This is a genomic window from Tsuneonella sp. HG222 (genome assembly GCF_053819185.1).
Genome location: NZ_JBSOQZ010000001.1, coordinates 145,533 through 162,032, shown reverse-complemented (window position 1 = coordinate 162,032; position 16,500 = coordinate 145,533). Strand labels below are relative to the sequence as shown.

The 16,500-nt window shown below is 67.4% G+C and carries 16 protein-coding genes; 3 read left to right on the top strand and 13 right to left on the bottom strand.

Translation table 11 applies throughout. The features are described from left to right. Window positions 1-16: 16 nt before the first annotated feature. Both ACWPMZ_RS00710 and ACWPMZ_RS00705 read right to left on the bottom strand, forming a co-directional pair. The gene (locus tag ACWPMZ_RS00710; protein ID WP_455702115.1) at window positions 17-1,549 is read right to left on the bottom strand and encodes a peptide chain release factor 3; all 1,533 of its coding nucleotides are present in this window, start codon (window positions 1,547-1,549) and stop codon (window positions 17-19) included. 12 nt (window positions 1,550-1,561) lie between these two features. Beyond that, window positions 1,562-2,437 carry an aldose 1-epimerase family protein gene (locus ACWPMZ_RS00705; RefSeq protein ID WP_455702114.1) on the bottom strand — a complete coding sequence of 292 codons (876 nt, stop codon included), beginning with the start codon at window positions 2,435-2,437 and terminating at the stop codon, window positions 1,562-1,564. An 83-nt stretch (window positions 2,438-2,520) separates the two neighbouring features. Here ACWPMZ_RS00705 and ACWPMZ_RS00700 point away from each other — a divergent pair, with 83 nt between their 5' ends. Beyond that, a complete protein-coding gene (locus ACWPMZ_RS00700) occupies window positions 2,521-2,877 on the top strand; it encodes a hypothetical protein (protein ID WP_455702113.1) in 357 nt (118 codons plus the stop codon). 218 nt (window positions 2,878-3,095) lie between these two features. Here the strand turns inward: ACWPMZ_RS00700 and ACWPMZ_RS00695 are convergent, their stop codons facing one another. From ACWPMZ_RS00695 to ACWPMZ_RS00680, 4 genes are all read right to left on the bottom strand, one after another. Next, window positions 3,096-4,205 (bottom strand): sensor histidine kinase, encoded by a 1,110-nt coding sequence (locus ACWPMZ_RS00695; protein ID WP_455702112.1) that lies wholly within the window; start codon window positions 4,203-4,205, stop codon window positions 3,096-3,098. Window positions 4,206-4,430: 225 nt separating this feature from the next. After that, window positions 4,431-6,809: a phenylalanine--tRNA ligase subunit beta gene (pheT, locus tag ACWPMZ_RS00690; RefSeq protein WP_455702111.1), complete on the bottom strand. Its 2,379-nt coding sequence runs from the start codon at window positions 6,807-6,809 to the stop codon at window positions 4,431-4,433. After that, window positions 6,806-7,957, bottom strand: coding sequence for a phenylalanine--tRNA ligase subunit alpha (pheS, locus tag ACWPMZ_RS00685; RefSeq protein ID WP_455702110.1), 1,152 nt, complete (start codon window positions 7,955-7,957; stop codon window positions 6,806-6,808). Before pheS ends, pheT begins: the two co-directional genes overlap by 4 nt. Window positions 7,958-8,005: 48 nt before the next feature. Then, window positions 8,006-8,929: a helix-turn-helix domain-containing protein gene (locus ACWPMZ_RS00680; RefSeq protein WP_455702109.1), complete on the bottom strand. Its 924-nt coding sequence runs from the start codon at window positions 8,927-8,929 to the stop codon at window positions 8,006-8,008. A gap of 264 nt (window positions 8,930-9,193) precedes the next feature. On the opposite strand from ACWPMZ_RS00680, the gene ACWPMZ_RS00675 reads away from it, so the two are divergent. After that, window positions 9,194-10,069, top strand: a complete 876-nt coding sequence (locus ACWPMZ_RS00675) for an SH3 domain-containing protein (RefSeq protein WP_455702108.1) — start codon at window positions 9,194-9,196, stop codon at window positions 10,067-10,069. An 81-nt stretch (window positions 10,070-10,150) separates the two neighbouring features. On the opposite strand, the gene rplT is transcribed toward ACWPMZ_RS00675, so the two are convergent. Then, on the bottom strand, window positions 10,151-10,507 hold the full coding sequence (gene rplT / locus ACWPMZ_RS00670) for a 50S ribosomal protein L20 (protein ID WP_455702107.1): 357 nt from the start codon (window positions 10,505-10,507) through the stop codon (window positions 10,151-10,153). Window positions 10,508-10,520: 13 nt separating this feature from the next. Then, window positions 10,521-10,724 carry a 50S ribosomal protein L35 gene (gene rpmI / locus ACWPMZ_RS00665; RefSeq protein WP_455698040.1) on the bottom strand — a complete coding sequence of 68 codons (204 nt, stop codon included), beginning with the start codon at window positions 10,722-10,724 and terminating at the stop codon, window positions 10,521-10,523. A gap of 179 nt (window positions 10,725-10,903) precedes the next feature. Here rpmI and ACWPMZ_RS00660 point away from each other — a divergent pair, with 179 nt between their 5' ends. Continuing rightward, window positions 10,904-13,063 carry an AsmA family protein gene (locus ACWPMZ_RS00660; protein ID WP_455702106.1) on the top strand — a complete coding sequence of 720 codons (2,160 nt, stop codon included), beginning with the start codon at window positions 10,904-10,906 and terminating at the stop codon, window positions 13,061-13,063. Here ACWPMZ_RS00660 and ACWPMZ_RS00655 read toward each other — a convergent pair. From ACWPMZ_RS00655 to glpX, 5 genes are read right to left on the bottom strand one after another with little or no spacing between them, the layout of a single operon-like run. Continuing rightward, window positions 13,060-13,866: an inositol monophosphatase family protein gene (locus tag ACWPMZ_RS00655; RefSeq protein ID WP_455702105.1), complete on the bottom strand. Its 807-nt coding sequence runs from the start codon at window positions 13,864-13,866 to the stop codon at window positions 13,060-13,062. The genes ACWPMZ_RS00660 and ACWPMZ_RS00655 overlap by 4 nt on opposite strands. Further along, window positions 13,863-14,267 (bottom strand): cupin domain-containing protein, encoded by a 405-nt coding sequence (locus ACWPMZ_RS00650; protein WP_455702104.1) that lies wholly within the window; start codon window positions 14,265-14,267, stop codon window positions 13,863-13,865. The genes ACWPMZ_RS00655 and ACWPMZ_RS00650 overlap by 4 nt, the downstream gene beginning before the upstream one ends. After that, the gene (locus ACWPMZ_RS00645) at window positions 14,267-15,199 is read right to left on the bottom strand and encodes a ribose-phosphate pyrophosphokinase (protein ID WP_455702103.1); all 933 of its coding nucleotides are present in this window, start codon (window positions 15,197-15,199) and stop codon (window positions 14,267-14,269) included. The genes ACWPMZ_RS00650 and ACWPMZ_RS00645 overlap by 1 nt, the downstream gene beginning before the upstream one ends. Further along, entirely contained in the window at window positions 15,196-15,435 is a 240-nt protein-coding gene (locus ACWPMZ_RS00640; RefSeq protein ID WP_455702102.1) for a hypothetical protein, read from the bottom strand. Before ACWPMZ_RS00640 ends, ACWPMZ_RS00645 begins: the two co-directional genes overlap by 4 nt. Before the next feature lie 9 nt (window positions 15,436-15,444). Next, window positions 15,445-16,443 (bottom strand): class II fructose-bisphosphatase, encoded by a 999-nt coding sequence (gene glpX, locus ACWPMZ_RS00635; RefSeq protein WP_455702101.1) that lies wholly within the window; start codon window positions 16,441-16,443, stop codon window positions 15,445-15,447. Between the last annotated feature and the right edge of the window lie 57 nt (window positions 16,444-16,500).

The window sequence follows — 16,500 nt, the reverse complement described above, 5'->3', positions numbered from 1 at the left end:
AGCCCGGCGCCGGCTGTCACCGCTCCTTGGTGGCCGAGAAGGCGAGCTCCGGGTTCTTTTCCTGCTGGTAGTTCACGTCCCACGGGCTGCGGGCCATGAACACCAGGTCGCCGTCGCGGTCCTTGGCGAGGTTCGGCCGGTTGAAGTCGGCGAAGTTCTTCATGGCCGCGTCGGTGCCCTTGATCCAGCGGGCGGTGGCGAAAGGCGACGCCTCGAGGCCCGCCTCGACCTTGTATTCCGCCTCCAGCCGCGAGACGAGCACCTCGAGCTGCAGCTGGCCGACGACGCCCACGATCCACTGCGCGCCGATCTCCGGATAGAACACCTGGATCACGCCTTCTTCCGACAGGTCGTCGAGCGCCTTCCTGAGCTGCTTGGTCTTCGTCGGGTCCTTCAACTGCACGCGCCGCAGGATTTCGGGCGCGAAGTTGGGCAGGCCGGTGAAGCGCACCTGGTTCTTTTCGCTCAGGGTATCGCCCACCCGAAGCGTGCCGTGGTTGGGAATGCCGATGATGTCGCCGGCCTGCGCGGTGTCGGCGATCTCGCGGTCCTGCGCGAAGAACAGGATCGGGCTGTGCACCGCGATCGGCTTGCCCAGGCCGCTCGGCGTCAGCTTCATCCCGCGTTTGAAGGTCCCGCTGACCATGCGCATGAAGGCGATGCGGTCGCGGTGCATCGGGTCCATGTTGGCCTGCACCTTGAAGATGAAGCCGGTCACCTCGTCGCGCTCGGGTGCGATCGGCCCGTCCTCGCTCGGCTGCGGGCGCGGCGGGGGGGCGAACCGGTCGATCGCCTCGATCAGCTCGGTCACGCCGAAGTTCTTGAGCGCGCTGCCGAAGAACACCGGCGTCATGTCGCCGTTGCGGAACGCCTCGAGGTCGAACTCGGGATAGCCGGCCTGGGCCAGCTCCGCCTCGTCGCGCAGGTCGAGCGGCAGATCGGGATCGGGATCGCGCCGGCCGAGATATTCCTTGCTCGGCCCTTCCGGCCGGCTGACGGTGTTGCTGGCGAAGTCCAGCACGCCCTCGAACGTGCCGCCCATGCCGATCGGCCAGCCCTGCGGCGAGACGTCGAGCGCGAGCGTCTCGGCCACCTCGTCGAGCAGTTCGAAGCCGCTGCGGCCCTCGCGGTCGACCTTGTTGACGAAGGTGATGATCGGCACGCTGCGCAGGCGGCAGACCTCGAACAGCTTGCGGGTCTGCGGCTCGATGCCCTTGGCCGCGTCGATTACCATGATCGCCGAATCGACCGCGGTCAGCGTGCGGTAGGTGTCCTCGGAGAAATCCTCGTGGCCCGGGGTGTCGAGCAGGTTGAAGGTCACGCCTTCACGCTCGAAAGTCATGACCGAGCTGGTCACGGAGATGCCGCGCTGCTGTTCGATCTTCATCCAGTCGCTGCGCGCCCGCCGCGCCTGCCCGCGCGCCTTGACCTCGCCCGCGAGGTGGATCGCGCCGCCCTGCAGCAGCAGCTTCTCGGTCAGCGTGGTCTTGCCGGCATCGGGGTGCGAGATGATCGCGAAGGTGCGGCGGGAATTGGCGGGACTGGACATTGCGCCGCGCCTTTAGGCGGGGTGGACCGCAACGTCCATCCGGAAGGCCCGCGCCGCGCCCGGCTCCAGCATGGCGACGCCCGGCTTGGCGCGGAAATCGCCGGCGAAGTCCGCCGGATCGTTGAACCCGTGCCACGGCTCGATCGCCAGGAACGGCGCGCCCGGCTTCTGCCAGATCCCCAGGTGCGGGCAGTCGGGGAAGGCGAGGTCGAGCCATGCCCCGTCCTCGGCGCCATAGCGGCATGCGCGCGAGGCGAGCCCGGTCCAGATCAGCGCGTCGGCTTCGAACATCGTGGCAGCGGGTGCGAGCACATTGCCCTCCACGGGCGTCGGCTCGGCACCGGGCAGCAGCAGGCCGTCGGGGCCGATGCGCTTCACGCCCTGCGGCTCGTTCCGCTCGAAGACCACCCGGTGCGCCCCCTTCGCCGCCCCGCCCGGCAGCGGCCAGGCGAAGGCGGGATGGAAGCCGAAGCTGAACGGCAGCGGCGCATCGCCGGGATTGGTCACCGTGGCGGTCATCGCCAGCGTCGTGCCCGCGAGTGCGAAGGCCATCTCCAGTTCGAAGGCGAAGGGATAGCTTTCCCGCGTCGCCGCACTGTCGCGCAAGCGGAACACCGCCCTGTCGGCCGCCATGTCGACCATGGCGAACTCGGCCCTGCGGGCAAACCCGTGCTTCTCCAGCCGATATTCGCGCCCGTCGAGGCGCAGCGTATCGCCGCGCAGCCGCCCGACGATGGGAAACAGCACCGGCGCATGCCCGCTCCACCAGCGCGGATCGCCGTCGGTCAAGTACTCGCGGCCCCGCGCATCGGTCAGCGAGACCAGCTCGGCGCCGAAGCTGTCGATCGTGGCGCTGAGCTCGCCGGAAGTGATGGAAAACTGCGTCACGCTTGTCCCGACCATGAGGGAATCGCTTATGGTAACCTATGCATCGGGGACCGATCGTTGTCTTGCTTCTCTCGGCAGTCGGAATGGCGGCTGCGCTGATGTCATGGCCCTTCGCGCCTGATCCACGCGTTCGCCAGCCTACACTTCAGTTCGAGCGTCAGGCAGCTTTCGACCCGGCAGAAGTGAGCAAATGCATCGAATATGCGTTGGAGCGGGTCTTCCCGGAGTTTGATCGAGTAACGGCTTTCAGGGATCATGCGGCTCCGCTCAATGCGACCTATCTTGCCGAGGACGGATCGAAACTCTCGGTCGCCCGGCAGGGGCGCAGCAGCATCGTGAAATTCTCGTCTTCGGTGGCGATTTCCGCCGCACAGCGCGACGTATTGGAGTGGTGCTCCGTCACGCCCGGGACGACGTGGATCCCTCGATCACTGCGCTGATCATGCTCTGCATCGCTTGCGCGACAGAGAATGTCCCAGCGTGCCGAAAATCCGCTTCCCACCCAAATTCCGGCCGTTCACGCATCCTGTGGCGCTCGCCAGAAGCAGACCAGCAGCTATCCCCCTTTTCGCACCGAAAGCGGACTTTCCGCTAACGACCCCAAAGGGGCATTATCCGGTGCGGTCGCTCGCCAATGTGAGCGACACTCCGGGCGACCTTAGCTCGCGGCCAATTCACCCGTCCCCTCGGGAAGGGTAAAGCACATAGACGCTCCTCGGCCCGGCAAGTTGGTGGCGGTCATTTGACCGCCATGCGCTTCGACAATCGTTCGTGAAATTGAAAGTCCTACTCCCAAGCCCTTCGCCTTCGTCGAGATAAAAGCTTCGAAGATCTGGGTCATGACATCTGCCGGTATGCCTGGGCCGTCGTCCGACACGCAAACTTGAACATACGAGCCCGTAGACCACGCCTTGATGTCGATATGGCAGGCACTACCCGCAACCGCCTCGCACGCGTTGCGAATCAGATTGATCAGGACCTGTTGGATCTGGACGCTATCTGCATAGACCGTCAGCCCGGAGGGTACATCCCAGGACACTGTGAGGTGCTCGATACCCGCCGTGGCAAGAGCAGTGGCCTCCTCCAATACTGGGCCCAGTTCCACTACCCTCTTTTTGCCATCCCCTTTGGCGCTCATTGCGCGGACCGAGCGAATGATATCGCCGGCTCGATGCGCGGCTTCCAAGGCCCCCTCGATGCATTCATCGAGTTCGGAACCAGCTGTCTCACGAGGAGCGATCCGGAGGGCGGCAGAGAGATAACTGGAAACCGCAGCAAGCGGCTGGTTCAACTCGTGCGCGAGGGTGGAAGCCATTGCCCCCATGGCACTCCCACGAGAGAGGTGAATCAATTCCGTCTGAAGTGAGTGCAGCTTGTCTCGTGTCTCGATTTCACTTGTTACATCCTGCTTTGTGCCGAAAATTCGAACAGATTTGCCGGCCTTTTGTTCTACCACCGCCGTCAAGCGGACCCAGCGGGCTCCATTTGCCTTGGGCTTAATCTGAATGTCCAACCTGAAGCCTGTGCCGTTGGCAATCGCTTCGCTGCGCAACCGCTCCATTTCAAGCCGAGATTTGGGCTCGTAAAGCTGGAGGGTCATCTCGCGATCGATCGCCAAGCCTCGATCCACTCCGAAGATGTCGTAGACCATGTCGGTCCACGCAAGCTCACCCGTTGCAAGATCGCATTCCCACACGCCGATCCGAGCCAAGGTCGAGACCCTGTCATACATCTTCTTGTAGTGAGCGGCCGACGTTTCCTGAACCAAACGGGGTCTCCTAACTGGAAAGACCGCGACCCAGCTTCGCGTAGGATACACCCTTATCGGGGGAACACTAGGCAAACCGGTCCAGTTGCAAATCCAGTTGAGTCCGCGCGGGGATGTCCGCTTTCCACCCCATGTCCTGACACAGGACGAAAACGAAACCGCTTCTGAAAGCGGACATCTCGCGACATCACCGGTCGCCCAATCGGCGCCAGCAGGAGTCTTGGCTCAGCCTCGCAGTTCCGCGCCCAGCTTGCCGGCGGCCGCCACGACGGCGTCGGAGATCGCCTTGAGGTCGGCTTCCTTGTAGCTCGCCTCGCCCGGCTGGAGCGTGACCTCGATTGCCAGCGACTTCCTGCCATCGGGCACGCCGGCGCCGCGGAAGTCGTCGAACACGCGGGCGTCGACGATGTTCGCCTTGTCGGCCCCCTTCACCGCGCGCAGCAGATCGCCCGCCGGCAGCGCGGCATCGACCAGGAAGGCGAAGTCGCGCGTCACCGATTGCAGCGTCGGGGGCGCGAAGGCGGCCCGGGCGAACGTGGCCGCGCCCTGCGCCGATTTCCTTTGGGGCGGAATCGCGTCGAGGTGGATGCCGAGTGCCGCCACCGGAACGTCGATGTCGAAGGCCTTGAGCGTCGCCGGGTGGATCATCCCGAAGCTTGCCAGCACGTTCTTGGGCCCAAGCCGCAGCGTGGCCGACTGGCCGGGGTGATAGACCTCGCCCGCTTCCCCCATGACCATCAGGTTCGCCACCGGGGCCCCGGCGGCTTCGAGCAGTTCCAGGCAGATCGCCTTGGCATCGAAGGCGTCGAACATTGCCGCCTTGCCCTGCCACGAGCGTTCCGCCCGCTCGCCCGCCAGCACCGCAACCAGCGTCGGGTGCTCGCCGTCGGCCAGGTAGCGCCGGCCGATCTCGAACAGGCGCATGGTGCGCGACCCGCGATCGACGTTGCGCTGCACCGCCGCCAGCAGGCCCGGCAGCAGCGAGGGGCGCATGACCTTCAGGTCCTCGCTGATCGGGTTTTCGAGCGCCCATGCCCCGCCGCCGACAGCCTGTGCCTCCTTCTCGGAAATGAACGACCAGGTCACCGCCTCGTTGAGGCCGGCCCCGGCGGCGGCGCGGCGCAGCTTGCGCTCGGCCGCCTGCTCGGGCGTGGCGGTCGGCCGGGCGACGCCGTCCTGCCGCGGCAGGGCCACGCTCTCGACATTGTCGAGGCCGTGGATGCGGACCACTTCCTCGACGATGTCGGCCGGGCCTTCGATGTCGTGGCGGCGCAGCGGCGCGGTGACCTTCCAGTCCTGCGACACGCCGAATCCGAGCGCGGCGAGCGTGCGGCGCTGCTCTTCCTCGGTGATCGCCACCCCGCCCAGCGTTTCCGCGAGCGAGGGATCGTAGGCCACCACCGTGGGCTCGCTCGGCGGCGATCCGGCGCGCACCGTCTCGCTCGCCTCGCCGCCGCAGATCCGCTGGATCAGCGCGGTCAGGCTGTCGAGCCCGTCGTCGAGCCAGGCGGGGTCCACCCCGCGTTCGAACCGGGTGCGCGCATCGCTGGCGAGGCCGAGGCGGCGTCCGGTCTGGCCGATCCGCTCGGGATTGAAATAGGCGATCTCGAGCAGGACGTCGGTCGTCTCGGCGGTCACGCTCGAATGCTCGCCGCCCATGATCCCGGCGATGTCGTGCACGCCGCTGTCGTCGGCGATCACGGTCATGTCGGAATCGAGCGTGTAGGTCTTCTCGTTGAGCGCCAGCACCTGCTCGCCGTCCCTGGCCCGCCGCGCGACGACCGCGCCGGTCAGCTTGGCGAGGTCGTAGGGGTGGGCCGGGCGGCCGAAGGCCAGCATCATGTAGTTGGTGATGTCGACCAGCGCGCTGATCGGCCGCTGGCCCGCGCTGATGAGGCGCTGCTGCATCCATTCCGGGCTGGCGCCGTTCGTCACGCCGCGCACGACGCGGCCGTAGAAGGCCGGGCAACCGTCGGGATCGTCGGTGCGGATTTCGACCGGGCAGGCAAATGCCTCCTCGATCGTGAACTCGCGCAGCGGCTTGAGCGTGCCGAGGCCGGCGGCGGCAAGATCGCGCGCGATGCCGTAGACGCCCATGCAGTCGGGCCGGTTGGGCGTGATCGCCACGTCGAAGATCGGGCTGGTGCCGTGATAGTCGGCGAACGGCGTGCCGACCGGCGCGTCATCGGGCAGTTCGATGATCCCGTCGTGATCGTCGCCCAGCTCAAGCTCGCGGGTCGAGCACATCATGCCGTTCGATTCCTGCCCGCGGATGGCGCTCTTGCGCAGTTCCATCCCGTTGGCCGGCACCACGGCGCCAGGCAGGCCGAGCACGCCCTTCATGCCCGCGCGCGCATTGGGCGCGCCGCAGACCACCTGCAGCGGCTCACCCGCGCCGGTGTCGACGGTGAGGACCTGCAGCTTGTCGGCATCGGGGTGCGGTTTCGCGGTCAGCACCTGCGCCACGCGGAATCCCGCGAGCCGCTCGGCCGGATCGTCGATCCCCTCGACCTCGAGGCCGACGCGGTTGAGCGCGGCGGAAACCTCGGCGACCGTGGCGTCGGTCTCGAGGAAGTACTTCAGCCATTCGAGCGAGAACTTCATGCCCGTGCTCCCACCCCGGCGCTGAGCGTCGGCTGGTCGAACGGGCTGAACCCGTAGTGCTGCAGCCAGCGCACGTCGCCGTCGAAGAAGGCGCGCAGGTCGTCCATCCCGTATTTCAGCATGGCGAGCCGGTCGACGCCGACGCCGAAGGCGAAGCCCTGCCAGCGGTCGGGATCGAACCCGCCCATCTCGATCACCCGGCGGTTGACCATGCCGGAGCCGAGCAGCTCCATCCAGCCGTGGCCCGGCTCGTCGCCCGACCCGCCGAGGACACGGCGGCCCTTCTCGATGGCGAAGCCGACGTCGGCCTCGACCGAAGGCTCGGTGAAGGGGAAGTAGCTCGGGCGCAGGCGCAGGACGATGTCCTCGCGCTCGAAGAAGGCCTTGAGGAAGGTCTCCAGCGTCCACTTGAGATGGCCCAGGTGGATGTCGCGATCGATCACCAGGCCTTCGACCTGGTGGAACATCGGGGTGTGGGTCGCGTCGCTGTCGCTGCGATAGACGCGGCCGGGCGCGATGATGCGGACCGGCGCGCCGCCGGGGTTGGCGGCGGCGACTTTCTGCATCGTACGCACCTGGACGGGGCTGGTGTGCGTGCGCAGCAGCATCCGGCTGCCGATCGTGTCGGATTCGTCACCGTTCCGGCGCTGATTTTCATCACCGGCGGGGAAATAGAACGTGTCGTGCATGGCCCGCGCCGGGTGACTTTCGGGCATGTTGAGCGCGGTGAAGTTGTGCCAGTCGTCCTCGATCTCGGGCCCGGTGGCGACCGCGAAGCCCATGTCGGCGAAGATCTCGGCCAGCTCGTCCATCACCTGGCTGACCGGGTGGACGGTGCCTCTTGGCCGCGCCGGGGCGGGCAGGGTCAGGTCGATCGTCTCGGCCGCAAGCCGCTGTTCCAGTTCGGCTTTTTCGAGCGCATCCTTGCGCGCGGCGAGCGCGTCGGTAACCGCCTGGCGCAGCGCCTGGATCGGCGGTGCCTTGGCCAGCCGCTCGTCCGGCGACATCGCGCCGAGCGTCTTGAGCAGGCCGGACACGCTGCCTTGCTTGCCGAGGAACGCGACCCGCAGGCCTTCGAGCGCCGCAAGGTCCGCCGCCGCGTCGATCCGCCCCAGCGCATCGGTCTCGAGAAGTGTCAGATCATCCATCGGCGCGCCTGTTAGCCGTCCATCCCCGCCTGCCCAAGCCCTAATCCGCTATCGCGCGGTGGCCCCGGCATAGCGCAGGATCGTGGGCAGGTCCTCGACCAGGCCCGGCTGCGGAGCGGCCCCCTGGTCGGCCATCCGCTGGGCCATGATCCGCTCGAGCACCGGGTGCGGCATCTCGGCATATTCGCTCGGCGTCATGCCCATGAAGGCGCGGAAGTCCTTCACGAACTGCGCCTGGTCGTAATACTGCCCGTCGATCGCTGTGCTCCAGTTGCTGCGGTCCGTCTCGAGCATGAAGCTGGCGAGGCTGCGCAGAAACCGCTGGCGGCGCAGCAGGTGCTTGGGCGGGAAGCCGAAATAGCGTGCGCAGAGCCGCTCCAACGCGCGCGCGCCCAGGCCCAGCCGCTCGCCCAGTTCGGCCACGTTGGCCACCGTCGGATCACGCAGCGCGTTCTGGCAGGCGAGCACCCGCTCTTCGGCGCGGCCGGGGCGCCCGGCGAGCGACAGCAGGCAGGCATCGATCTGCGCCGCGATCTCGCCCGCCGGCACGTCTGCCTGCCGCACGATTTCGAGGATCGGCCTGAACGGTGCGAGCGCAGGGTTGGCCATCCCGTCGACGATGCGGTCGGTCAGGTCCCGAGCCATGCCCTTCGCGAACCGCGCCCAGCCGAACGGCTGCAACCCGAGCCCCCAGATCCGCCCCCTGCTCAGGCCAAAGTGGATCGAGCAGCTGGTCGGGCCGGTGGCGACGAACGGCGTCGTGGGCTCGAGCGGCCCCAGACCGATCGCGGCGAGCGGCGACGGACCGTCGCAGAAGCGCATCGCCGTCCATTCGGGATGGAGGTAATCCTCGATGATCGCATCGGGCGGGCAGTCGAAGTCGAAGGCGTAGAGCGCGGTAAAATAGGGCTCGATCGCCGGCGAGAGGCGATAGAACCGTACGTCCACCCCGAAGTGGCTCGTGTGCGACATTTCCTGCGACCCCATTCGACGAATACGAAAGCGATGCAGACCCTTATTTGCGCTTCCGTATCACACAATTGCGCCGTGGTAACGCTTACAAATCGCCCGGACATGACAATTGGTGGCTGACCGATGACAAGCCCTGTCACCTCACCGCCGCCCCCTTGCACGGCCCCGCTTCAAGAGGCGAAACCGATCGTCGAGGCGCGACCATGCGCCCAGACCACAGGGGCGCGGGGCCCGTCGGCTCCGCTCAGACAGGGACGAACCGACATGAACAGCACGAAGCTTATTCTCGCAGCCGGGGGCGCGCTGGCGCTTGCCGGCCAATCCGCCCACGCCAAGGATCCGGCGGTCGAACTGGTCAAGTGCGACCAGAGCCTGGGCACGGTGGCCCTGGTGGACGGCGACCAGGCCGGGTGGAGCGAATGGGGCCTGGGCAGCCCGCGTGCGCTGATCAATGCGCTGGCGGTCGAATCGGGCTGCTTCACGCCGCACAACGCCGCCGGCGGCGCGCCCGCGCGCTTCTTGCTGACCGCCATCGCGGGAAGCGAGGAGCAGGTCGACAAGGGCGTCGAGATGGCCAAGGCCGGGGCGACCGAGGCGCTGCTGCGTTCGGGCGCCATGGGCTCGGTCCTGGGCAAGGTGCCCTTCGCCGGCAGCGCGCTGGGTATGCTCGGCGGGCTTGGCGGCAAGAAGAAGACGGTCGCCGCCGGCCTCAAGGTGGTCAGCCCGGCGAACGGGATGGCGGTCGCTGCTGGCAGCGGCACGGTCAAGAAGTCTTCGCTCACGTTCGGCGGCGGCAGCTGGGCGGCGAGCGCGGCCGCCGGGGCCGGCTACCAGGGCAGCAAGAACGGCGAGATGCTGACCGAGGCCTTCATCCTGGCGTTCAACCAGCTCGTGGCGCAGCGCGATGCGCTTGGCTCGGCCCCGCAGGCCGGTGCCGCCGCCGCCGCAGGAACCGGCGCCGGTGCCACCGTTGCGGTCGACACCGCGATGCGCGCCAGCCCGCTGGCGAGCGCGACTTCGGTACGCGCCTTGCGCGCAGGCACCACGCTTGCGCCGACCGGCCGGCGCGAGGGGCTGTTCGTCGAAGTGAAGGACAATTTCGGCACCAGCGGCTGGGTCTCGGTCGAAGACCTGAAATAATCCGGGGCAGCAAGGAAAAGGGGCGCGAAGGCCGGTGCCTTCGCGCCCCTTTCGTTACCTACGCCGAAGCGGCTCAGCCGGTCAGCCGAGCGCCTTCTTGGCGGCGGCGATAACCGAACCGAAGGCGGTGCCCTCGTTCATCGCCAGGTCGGCCATGACCTTGCGGTCGAGCTCGATGCCCGCAAGCTTCACGCCATGCATGAACTGCGAGTAGCTCAGCCCCTCGGCGCGGACCGCGGCGTTGATCCGCTGGATCCACAGCGCGCGGAAGCTGCGCTTCTTCACCTTGCGGTCGCGGTAGGCATACTGCCCGGCCTTCTCGACCGCCTGGCGGGCGACGCGGATGGTGTTCTTGCGGCGGCCCCGGTAGCCCTTGGCCTGTTCCAGGATCCGCTTGTGCTTGGCACGAGTGGTCGTGCCGCGTTTGATGCGTGCCATCTGTCAGTACTCCTCAGTCGAGCCCGTAGGGCGCCCACTTCTTGATCGTCCGCGCATCTGCGTCGGCAATCACGGTGGTCCCGCGGTTCTGGCGGATGTACTTGGCGTTGTGGCTGATCAGGCGGTGGCGCTTGCCGGCGACACCATGCTTGACCTTGCCGGTGGCAGTGAGCTTGAAGCGCTTCTTCACGCCGCTCTTGGTCTTCAGCTTGGGCATTTCAGTCTCCTGTTCGGGGACACGTCCAACCAGCCCTGGCAGCCCTTTTGGCCAGACCGGCAAATGAATCACGTGTCAGTGAAGGGGGCGCCATTAAGCGCGCGCGGCGGGAAACGCAAGCTCTGCGCAAAAAGCCAGACGCGCGAGGAACTTGCCGCCGGGAGTCCGGTTCACCCATAATGGATGCCCCGGCAACTGTGTCGCCACCCCGGGCTCGCCTGGGTGCGCTGGCGCGGCAAATATGGACCCCGGGCTGGCTGGCGGATCGGCCCCGCCCCCTGCGTATCGCCGTCCGCACTCTCGCCATTCTGCTGCTCACGCTGTTCCTCGTCTGGCTGGTCCTGTTCGTCACCAAGGGTCGCTTCCTGCGGCAACCGTTCGAGTCCGTCGCCGGCAACGTGCTCGAGCGCGAGGTTACCGTGAACGGTGACTTCCAGCTCTACTTCGCGCCGCTGGACGTGAAGTTCCTGGCCGAGGACATGCGCATCGCCAATCCCGAATGGGCGCGCTCCGATGCGTTCTTCTCCGCCAAGCGGATCGACACACGGATCAAGCCGCTGCCGCTGCTGTTCGGGCGGCGCGTGGTCAGGTGGATCGATCTCGACGGCGCGGATCTCGCGCTCGAATGGGACGCGAAGGGCGACCGCAACACCTGGACCTTCGGTGACCCCGACGAACCGCCCAAGCGGCTCGAACTGCCCGACATCCGCCGCGGGTCCATCACCGGAACCGAGCTGGTCTATCGCGATCCGGTCCTCCGGCTCTTCGCCCAGATCGGCATCGAGACGGTCAAGGCGACCGACACCCGGTTCGATAGCGACATCCGTTTCGCCGGCGACGGCACGATGCGGGACAAGCCCTTCACGCTTTCGGGCAGCCTGATGAGCCCGAACGAGACCGTGTCCGGCGGGGTGAACAAGCTCGCCTTCCATGCCGAAGCGGCACGCACGGTGATGGACGTGTCCGGCACGCTGCCCGCCGCGACGCAGTTCGAAGGCGCCGACCTCAAGCTGGGCGTGCGCGGGTTCAACATCGCCCAGCTGTTCGACTTCCTCGGCATCGCGGTGCCCGAGACGCGCGCCTATCGCTTCGATTCCGCGCTCACCTATGACGGCAGCGAATGGAAGTTCGACCGCCTGAAGGGCGTTTTCGGCGACAGCGACCTGGCCGGCACGATGCGGATCGGCATGCCGGGCGAGCGGCTCAAGATAAATGCCGACCTGACGACCGACACGCTCGACATCGTCGATGCCGGGCCGTTCATCGGTTACGATCCGGCACGGCTGGACGCGCTGGGCAAGGCAGGCACCATTCGCACCATCAACGGGCGCCCGCGCGTCCTGCCGGATGCGACGCTGCGGCTCGACGCGATCGGCCGGTTCGATGCCGACCTGCGGTATCGCATCGCGCGGGTGCGGGCCGAAAGCTTTCCGCTATCGAACATCGACCTGACGCTGGGGCTCGACCGTTCGCTGCTGACGATGAAGCCGCTCAAGGCCAATATCGCCGGCGGCACTCTGACCGCCGACATCGCGCTCAACGCGCGCGATCCCCAGGTCCGCACCGATTACGACATCCGGCTGTCGCCCACGCCGATGGGGCGCCTGCTCGCGCGTTTCGGCACCGAGGAATCGGGTACTACCGGCACGATGGCCGCCCGCCTGAAGATGAGCGGCACCGGCGACAGCCTGCGCCAGAGCCTGGCCACGTCGAACGGACGCATCGCCATCGTCATGCCCAAGGGCACGTTCTGGACGCGCAACATCCAGCTAGCCGAGCTCGACTTCGGCACCTTCGTGCAGAAGATGTTCGAAGACAAGCTGAAGGACCCGGTGCAGATCAACTGCGGCCTGATCGCCTTCACCGTGCGCAACGGCATCGCCGCGGCCGACCCGATCCTGATCGACACCAGGAAGAACGTGATGTTGGGGCGCGGCGGCTTCAGTTTCAGGACCGAGGCGATCGACATGGCGGTGCGCGCCGATGCCAAGACCTTCAGCCTGTTCTCGGCCCAGTCGCCGGTCGGCGTGAACGGCTATTTCGCCGATCCGAAGATCGACCCGATCAGCGGGGCGCTGCTCGCCCGCGCCGGTGCCGGCTTGGGTCTGGCGGCGGCGGCAGGGCCGCTGGGCGGGATCCTCGCCTTCGTCGATCCCGGCGATGCCAAGGCGGCGGCGTGCGGTCCGGTCCTGGCCGGCGCCCGGGCCAGCGCCCAGCGCACCGACAAGGGCAAGCCGCGCGACGACGTGGGAGCGGGCACCACCGCCAAGACCGAAAGCGGCAAGGAACCGGCGGGCGAAAAAAAGGAACGGCGCAAGAAGTTCCTGGGGATCTTCTAGCCGTGATCATGCCCGGCGTGCGCGCCGGAACCGCCCATCACCCCAAGTACGTCCTCCAGCCGCGCCGGGTCGCCCAGTGCGAGCACGTGACCGGTGGATTTGGCGTGCAGCGGTTCGCCGTTCCAGTCGCACATCATGCCCCCGGCGCCTTCGACCACGGGCACCAGCGCGGCGAAGTCGTGCAGCTTGAGCCCGGCCTCGCAGACGACATCCAGGTGGCCGCTGGCGACCATCGCGTAGTTGTAGCAGTCGCCGCCCATGATCATCCGCTTGTGATCGGTCGCCTGCGCCAGCGCCATGTAGACGTCGCCTTCCTCCTGCGTGAAGTACTGCGGCCCGGTTGTGGCGAGCGCGGCGCCGGACAGCTCGCGGCACAGCCGGGTGGTCGCCGGCCGGCCGTTGAAGGTGGTCGCCTGCCCCGCCACGCCCAGCCAGCGCTCGCCCAGCACCGGCTGGTCGATCACGCCGAGCACCGGGAAACCGTCGACCGTGAGCGCGATCAGCGTGCCGAACGTTGCCCGCCCGGCGAGGAAGGCCGTCGTCCCGTCGATCGGGTCGAGCACCCATTGCCGGCCCGAGCGGCCTTCGCTGGCCCCGAACTCCTCCCCGTGGATTCCATCGGCCGAGAACTCGGCGACGATGAGCTTGCGCATCGCCTCTTCGGCCGCGCGGTCGGCCTCGGTCACGGGCGAGGCATCGGCCTTGCGCTCATGGTCGAGGCCGCTGCGAAAGTGCGGCAGGATCGCCGCGCGCGCGGCATCGGCGAGGCGGTGGGCAAGGGCAATCTCGGCGGCGAGGTTCACGGGGTGACGGCTTCTCGCAGCGGCTTTGCGTCGTCCTTCACCCAGGCGGAAATCGACCGCAGCCCCTCGCCGCCGGCCTTGCCCCAGTGAACCACTCCGGGCGCGATGATCACGCCCTCGCCCGGCCCCAGCGTCACGTCGGGCTGGCCCGCGCGGCTGACCGTGGCACTGCCGCCCAGGACGTAGATAGACTCCTCGCCGTGGTGGTAATGCCGCGGGATATCGGCGCCCGGCGCCATGTTGAGATCGCCCAGGATCAGCGCATGGCCCGGCGCCGCGGCAATCCGCCCCTCGAGCACCTGGTTGATGCCCGGTGGGGGCGCATAGACCGCGACGGCCCTGGGCGCAGAGGTGCACCCCGCGGCCGCGGCCAGGAGCAGAGCGGCCCCGGCCCGGCGCATCAGTCGAACAGGCTCGAGACCGAGCTCTCGTCGGCGATGCGGCGGACCGCTTCGCCGATCAACGGAGCGATCGGCAGGATGCGGATGGTCCTTGAATCCTTGGCCGCGTCGGTCGGCAGGATGGAATCGGTGATCACCAGTTCGGTCAGGGCCGACTTGTCGATCCGCGCCACCGCGCCGCCCGACAGGACGCCGTGGGTGATATAGGCCGCCACGCTCTTCGCCCCTGCGCTCAGCAGCGCCTGCGCCGCGTTGCACAGCGTCCCGCCCGAATCGACGATATCGTCGATCAGGATGCAGTTGCGGCCGTTCACGTCGCCGATGATGTTCATCACCTCGCTTTCGCCGGGCCGCTCGCGGCGCTTGTCGACGATCGCCAGCGGGGCGTTGTCGAGCCGCTTGGCCAGCGCGCGGGCGCGCACCACGCCGCCCACGTCGGGGCTGACGACCATCAGGTCGCCCTCGTACCGGGCCTGGATGTCGGCCGCCATGGTGGGCGCGGCGAACAGGTTGTCGGTCGGGATGTCGAAGAAGCCCTGGATCTGCCCGGCGTGCAGGTCGACCGCGAGCACCCGGTCGGCGCCGGCCTGGGTGATGAGGTTGGCGACCAGCTTAGCCGAGATCGGCGTGCGCGGGCCAGGCTTCCGGTCCTGCCGGGCATAGCCGAAATAGGGCACCACGGCGGTAATCCGCTTGGCCGACGAGCGCTTGCAGGCGTCGATGGAGATCAGCAGCTCCATCAGGTTGTCGTTGGCCGGGAAACTGGTCGACTGGACGATGAACATGTCCTCGCCGCGCACGTTCTCGTGGATCTCGATGAAGATCTCCTCGTCGGCGAAACGGCGGACGCTGGCGTCGGTCAGCGGGATCTCCAGATAGCCGGCGATCGCGCGGGCGAGCGGCAGGTTGGAATTGCCGGCCATGAGTTTCATTGCGGCTTCCCTTCCTGCATTTGCTTACGCTTTTTGAGCTGCGCCTTCTTCGCCAGCTTTTTCGCGGCTTTCAATTCACTCATTGGATCGCGGCCTTCCGCACGAATGCGATCATGTTCCAGCATAATTTGTTGGAGGTCAGAAGTGTCCCTTTTCGCATCTTCCTTCGGATACTCGATTTGCCAATGAGGAACGATACCGATCGTTAAGCCGTCATTCCGACCTCTTTTAGCCATTGCGTTCTCCTAGCCGCGCCGGTGTTCACCCTTGACCCAGCGGACGGTCCCGCTGCTGGCGCGCATGACGACGCTTTCGGTGGTCATGGAGCCCTTGCGCCGCTTGACGCCTTCGAGCAGCGACCCGTCGGTCACACCGGTCGCGGCGAAGATGCAATCGCCCTTGGCGAGATCTTCCAGCCGGTAGATCCGGTCGAAATCCTCGATCCCCCACTTGCGGGCACGGCCGCGTTCGTCGTCGTTGCGGAACAGCAGCTTGCCGTTGAACTGGCCGCCGACGCAGCGCAGCGCAGCGGCAGCCAGCACGCCTTCGGGCGCGCCGCCGCTGCCCATGTACATGTCGATCGTCGTGTCCGGGTCGGTCGTGGCGATCACCCCCGCCACGTCGCCGTCGCCGATCAGCACCACGCCGCAGCCGATGGCACGCAGTTCGGCGATCAGTTCCGCGTGGCGCGGGCGGTCGAGCACGCAGACGATGATCTCGTCGGGCGAAACGCCCTTGGCCGCGGCAACCGCGGTGACGTTCTCGGTCGGCGACTTCGCCAGGTCGATCACGCCGTCAGGGTAGCCCGGACCCACGGCCAGCTTTTCCATGTAGACGTCGGGCGCGTTGAGCAGGCAGCCGTGCTCGGCCGCAGCCAGCACGGCCAGCGAGTTGGGGCCGGCCTTGGCGCAGATCGTCGTGCCTTCGAGCGGATCGAGCGCGATGTCGATCTGCGGGCCGGTGCCCTGCGCGCCGCCGACCTTCTCGCCGATATAGAGCATCGGCGCCTCGTCGCGCTCGCCCTCGCCGATCACCACGGTGCCGTCGATCGCCAGCTCGTCGAACGCCTTGCGCATCGCCTCGACCGCGGCGGCATCGGCCGCCTTCTCGTCGCCCCGGCCGATCAGCTTGCTGGCGGCCACGGCGGCGGCTTCGGTCACGCGGACCATCTCCATCACCAGAACGCGGTCGAGCACCTTCGAGGGCTTGGGGCTGGGCTTGGTCCCCGGCGCTGCTATGTTCATGGCGAATTCAGTCCCCTCGGCTTGTGTGGCGGCTGCGCGCTTAGGCTGGAGGGGTTT

What these genes read in the sequence shown, in the direction of transcription:
- ACWPMZ_RS00645 (WP_455702103.1), bottom strand. Translation starts at nt 15,199, where the DNA reads ATGAAACTCATGGCCGGCAATTCCAACCTGCCGCTCGCCCGCGCGATC.
- rpmI (WP_455698040.1), bottom strand. Translation starts at nt 10,724, where the DNA reads ATGCCCAAGCTGAAGACCAAGAGCGGCGTGAAGAAGCGCTTCAAGCTC.
- pheS (WP_455702110.1), bottom strand. Translation starts at nt 7,957, where the DNA reads ATGGATGATCTGACACTTCTCGAGACCGATGCGCTGGGGCGGATCGAC.
- ACWPMZ_RS00700 (WP_455702113.1), top strand. Translation starts at nt 2,521, where the DNA reads ATGGCGGCTGCGCTGATGTCATGGCCCTTCGCGCCTGATCCACGCGTT.
- ACWPMZ_RS00710 (WP_455702115.1), bottom strand. Translation starts at nt 1,549, where the DNA reads ATGTCCAGTCCCGCCAATTCCCGCCGCACCTTCGCGATCATCTCGCAC.
- pheT (WP_455702111.1), bottom strand. Translation starts at nt 6,809, where the DNA reads ATGAAGTTCTCGCTCGAATGGCTGAAGTACTTCCTCGAGACCGACGCC.
- ACWPMZ_RS00650 (WP_455702104.1), bottom strand. Translation starts at nt 14,267, where the DNA reads ATGCGCCGGGCCGGGGCCGCTCTGCTCCTGGCCGCGGCCGCGGGGTGC.
- ACWPMZ_RS00660 (WP_455702106.1), top strand. Translation starts at nt 10,904, where the DNA reads ATGGATGCCCCGGCAACTGTGTCGCCACCCCGGGCTCGCCTGGGTGCG.
- glpX (WP_455702101.1), bottom strand. Translation starts at nt 16,443, where the DNA reads ATGAACATAGCAGCGCCGGGGACCAAGCCCAGCCCCAAGCCCTCGAAG.
- ACWPMZ_RS00680 (WP_455702109.1), bottom strand. Translation starts at nt 8,929, where the DNA reads ATGTCGCACACGAGCCACTTCGGGGTGGACGTACGGTTCTATCGCCTC.
- ACWPMZ_RS00675 (WP_455702108.1), top strand. Translation starts at nt 9,194, where the DNA reads ATGAACAGCACGAAGCTTATTCTCGCAGCCGGGGGCGCGCTGGCGCTT.
- ACWPMZ_RS00640 (WP_455702102.1), bottom strand. Translation starts at nt 15,435, where the DNA reads ATGGCTAAAAGAGGTCGGAATGACGGCTTAACGATCGGTATCGTTCCT.
- rplT (WP_455702107.1), bottom strand. Translation starts at nt 10,507, where the DNA reads ATGGCACGCATCAAACGCGGCACGACCACTCGTGCCAAGCACAAGCGG.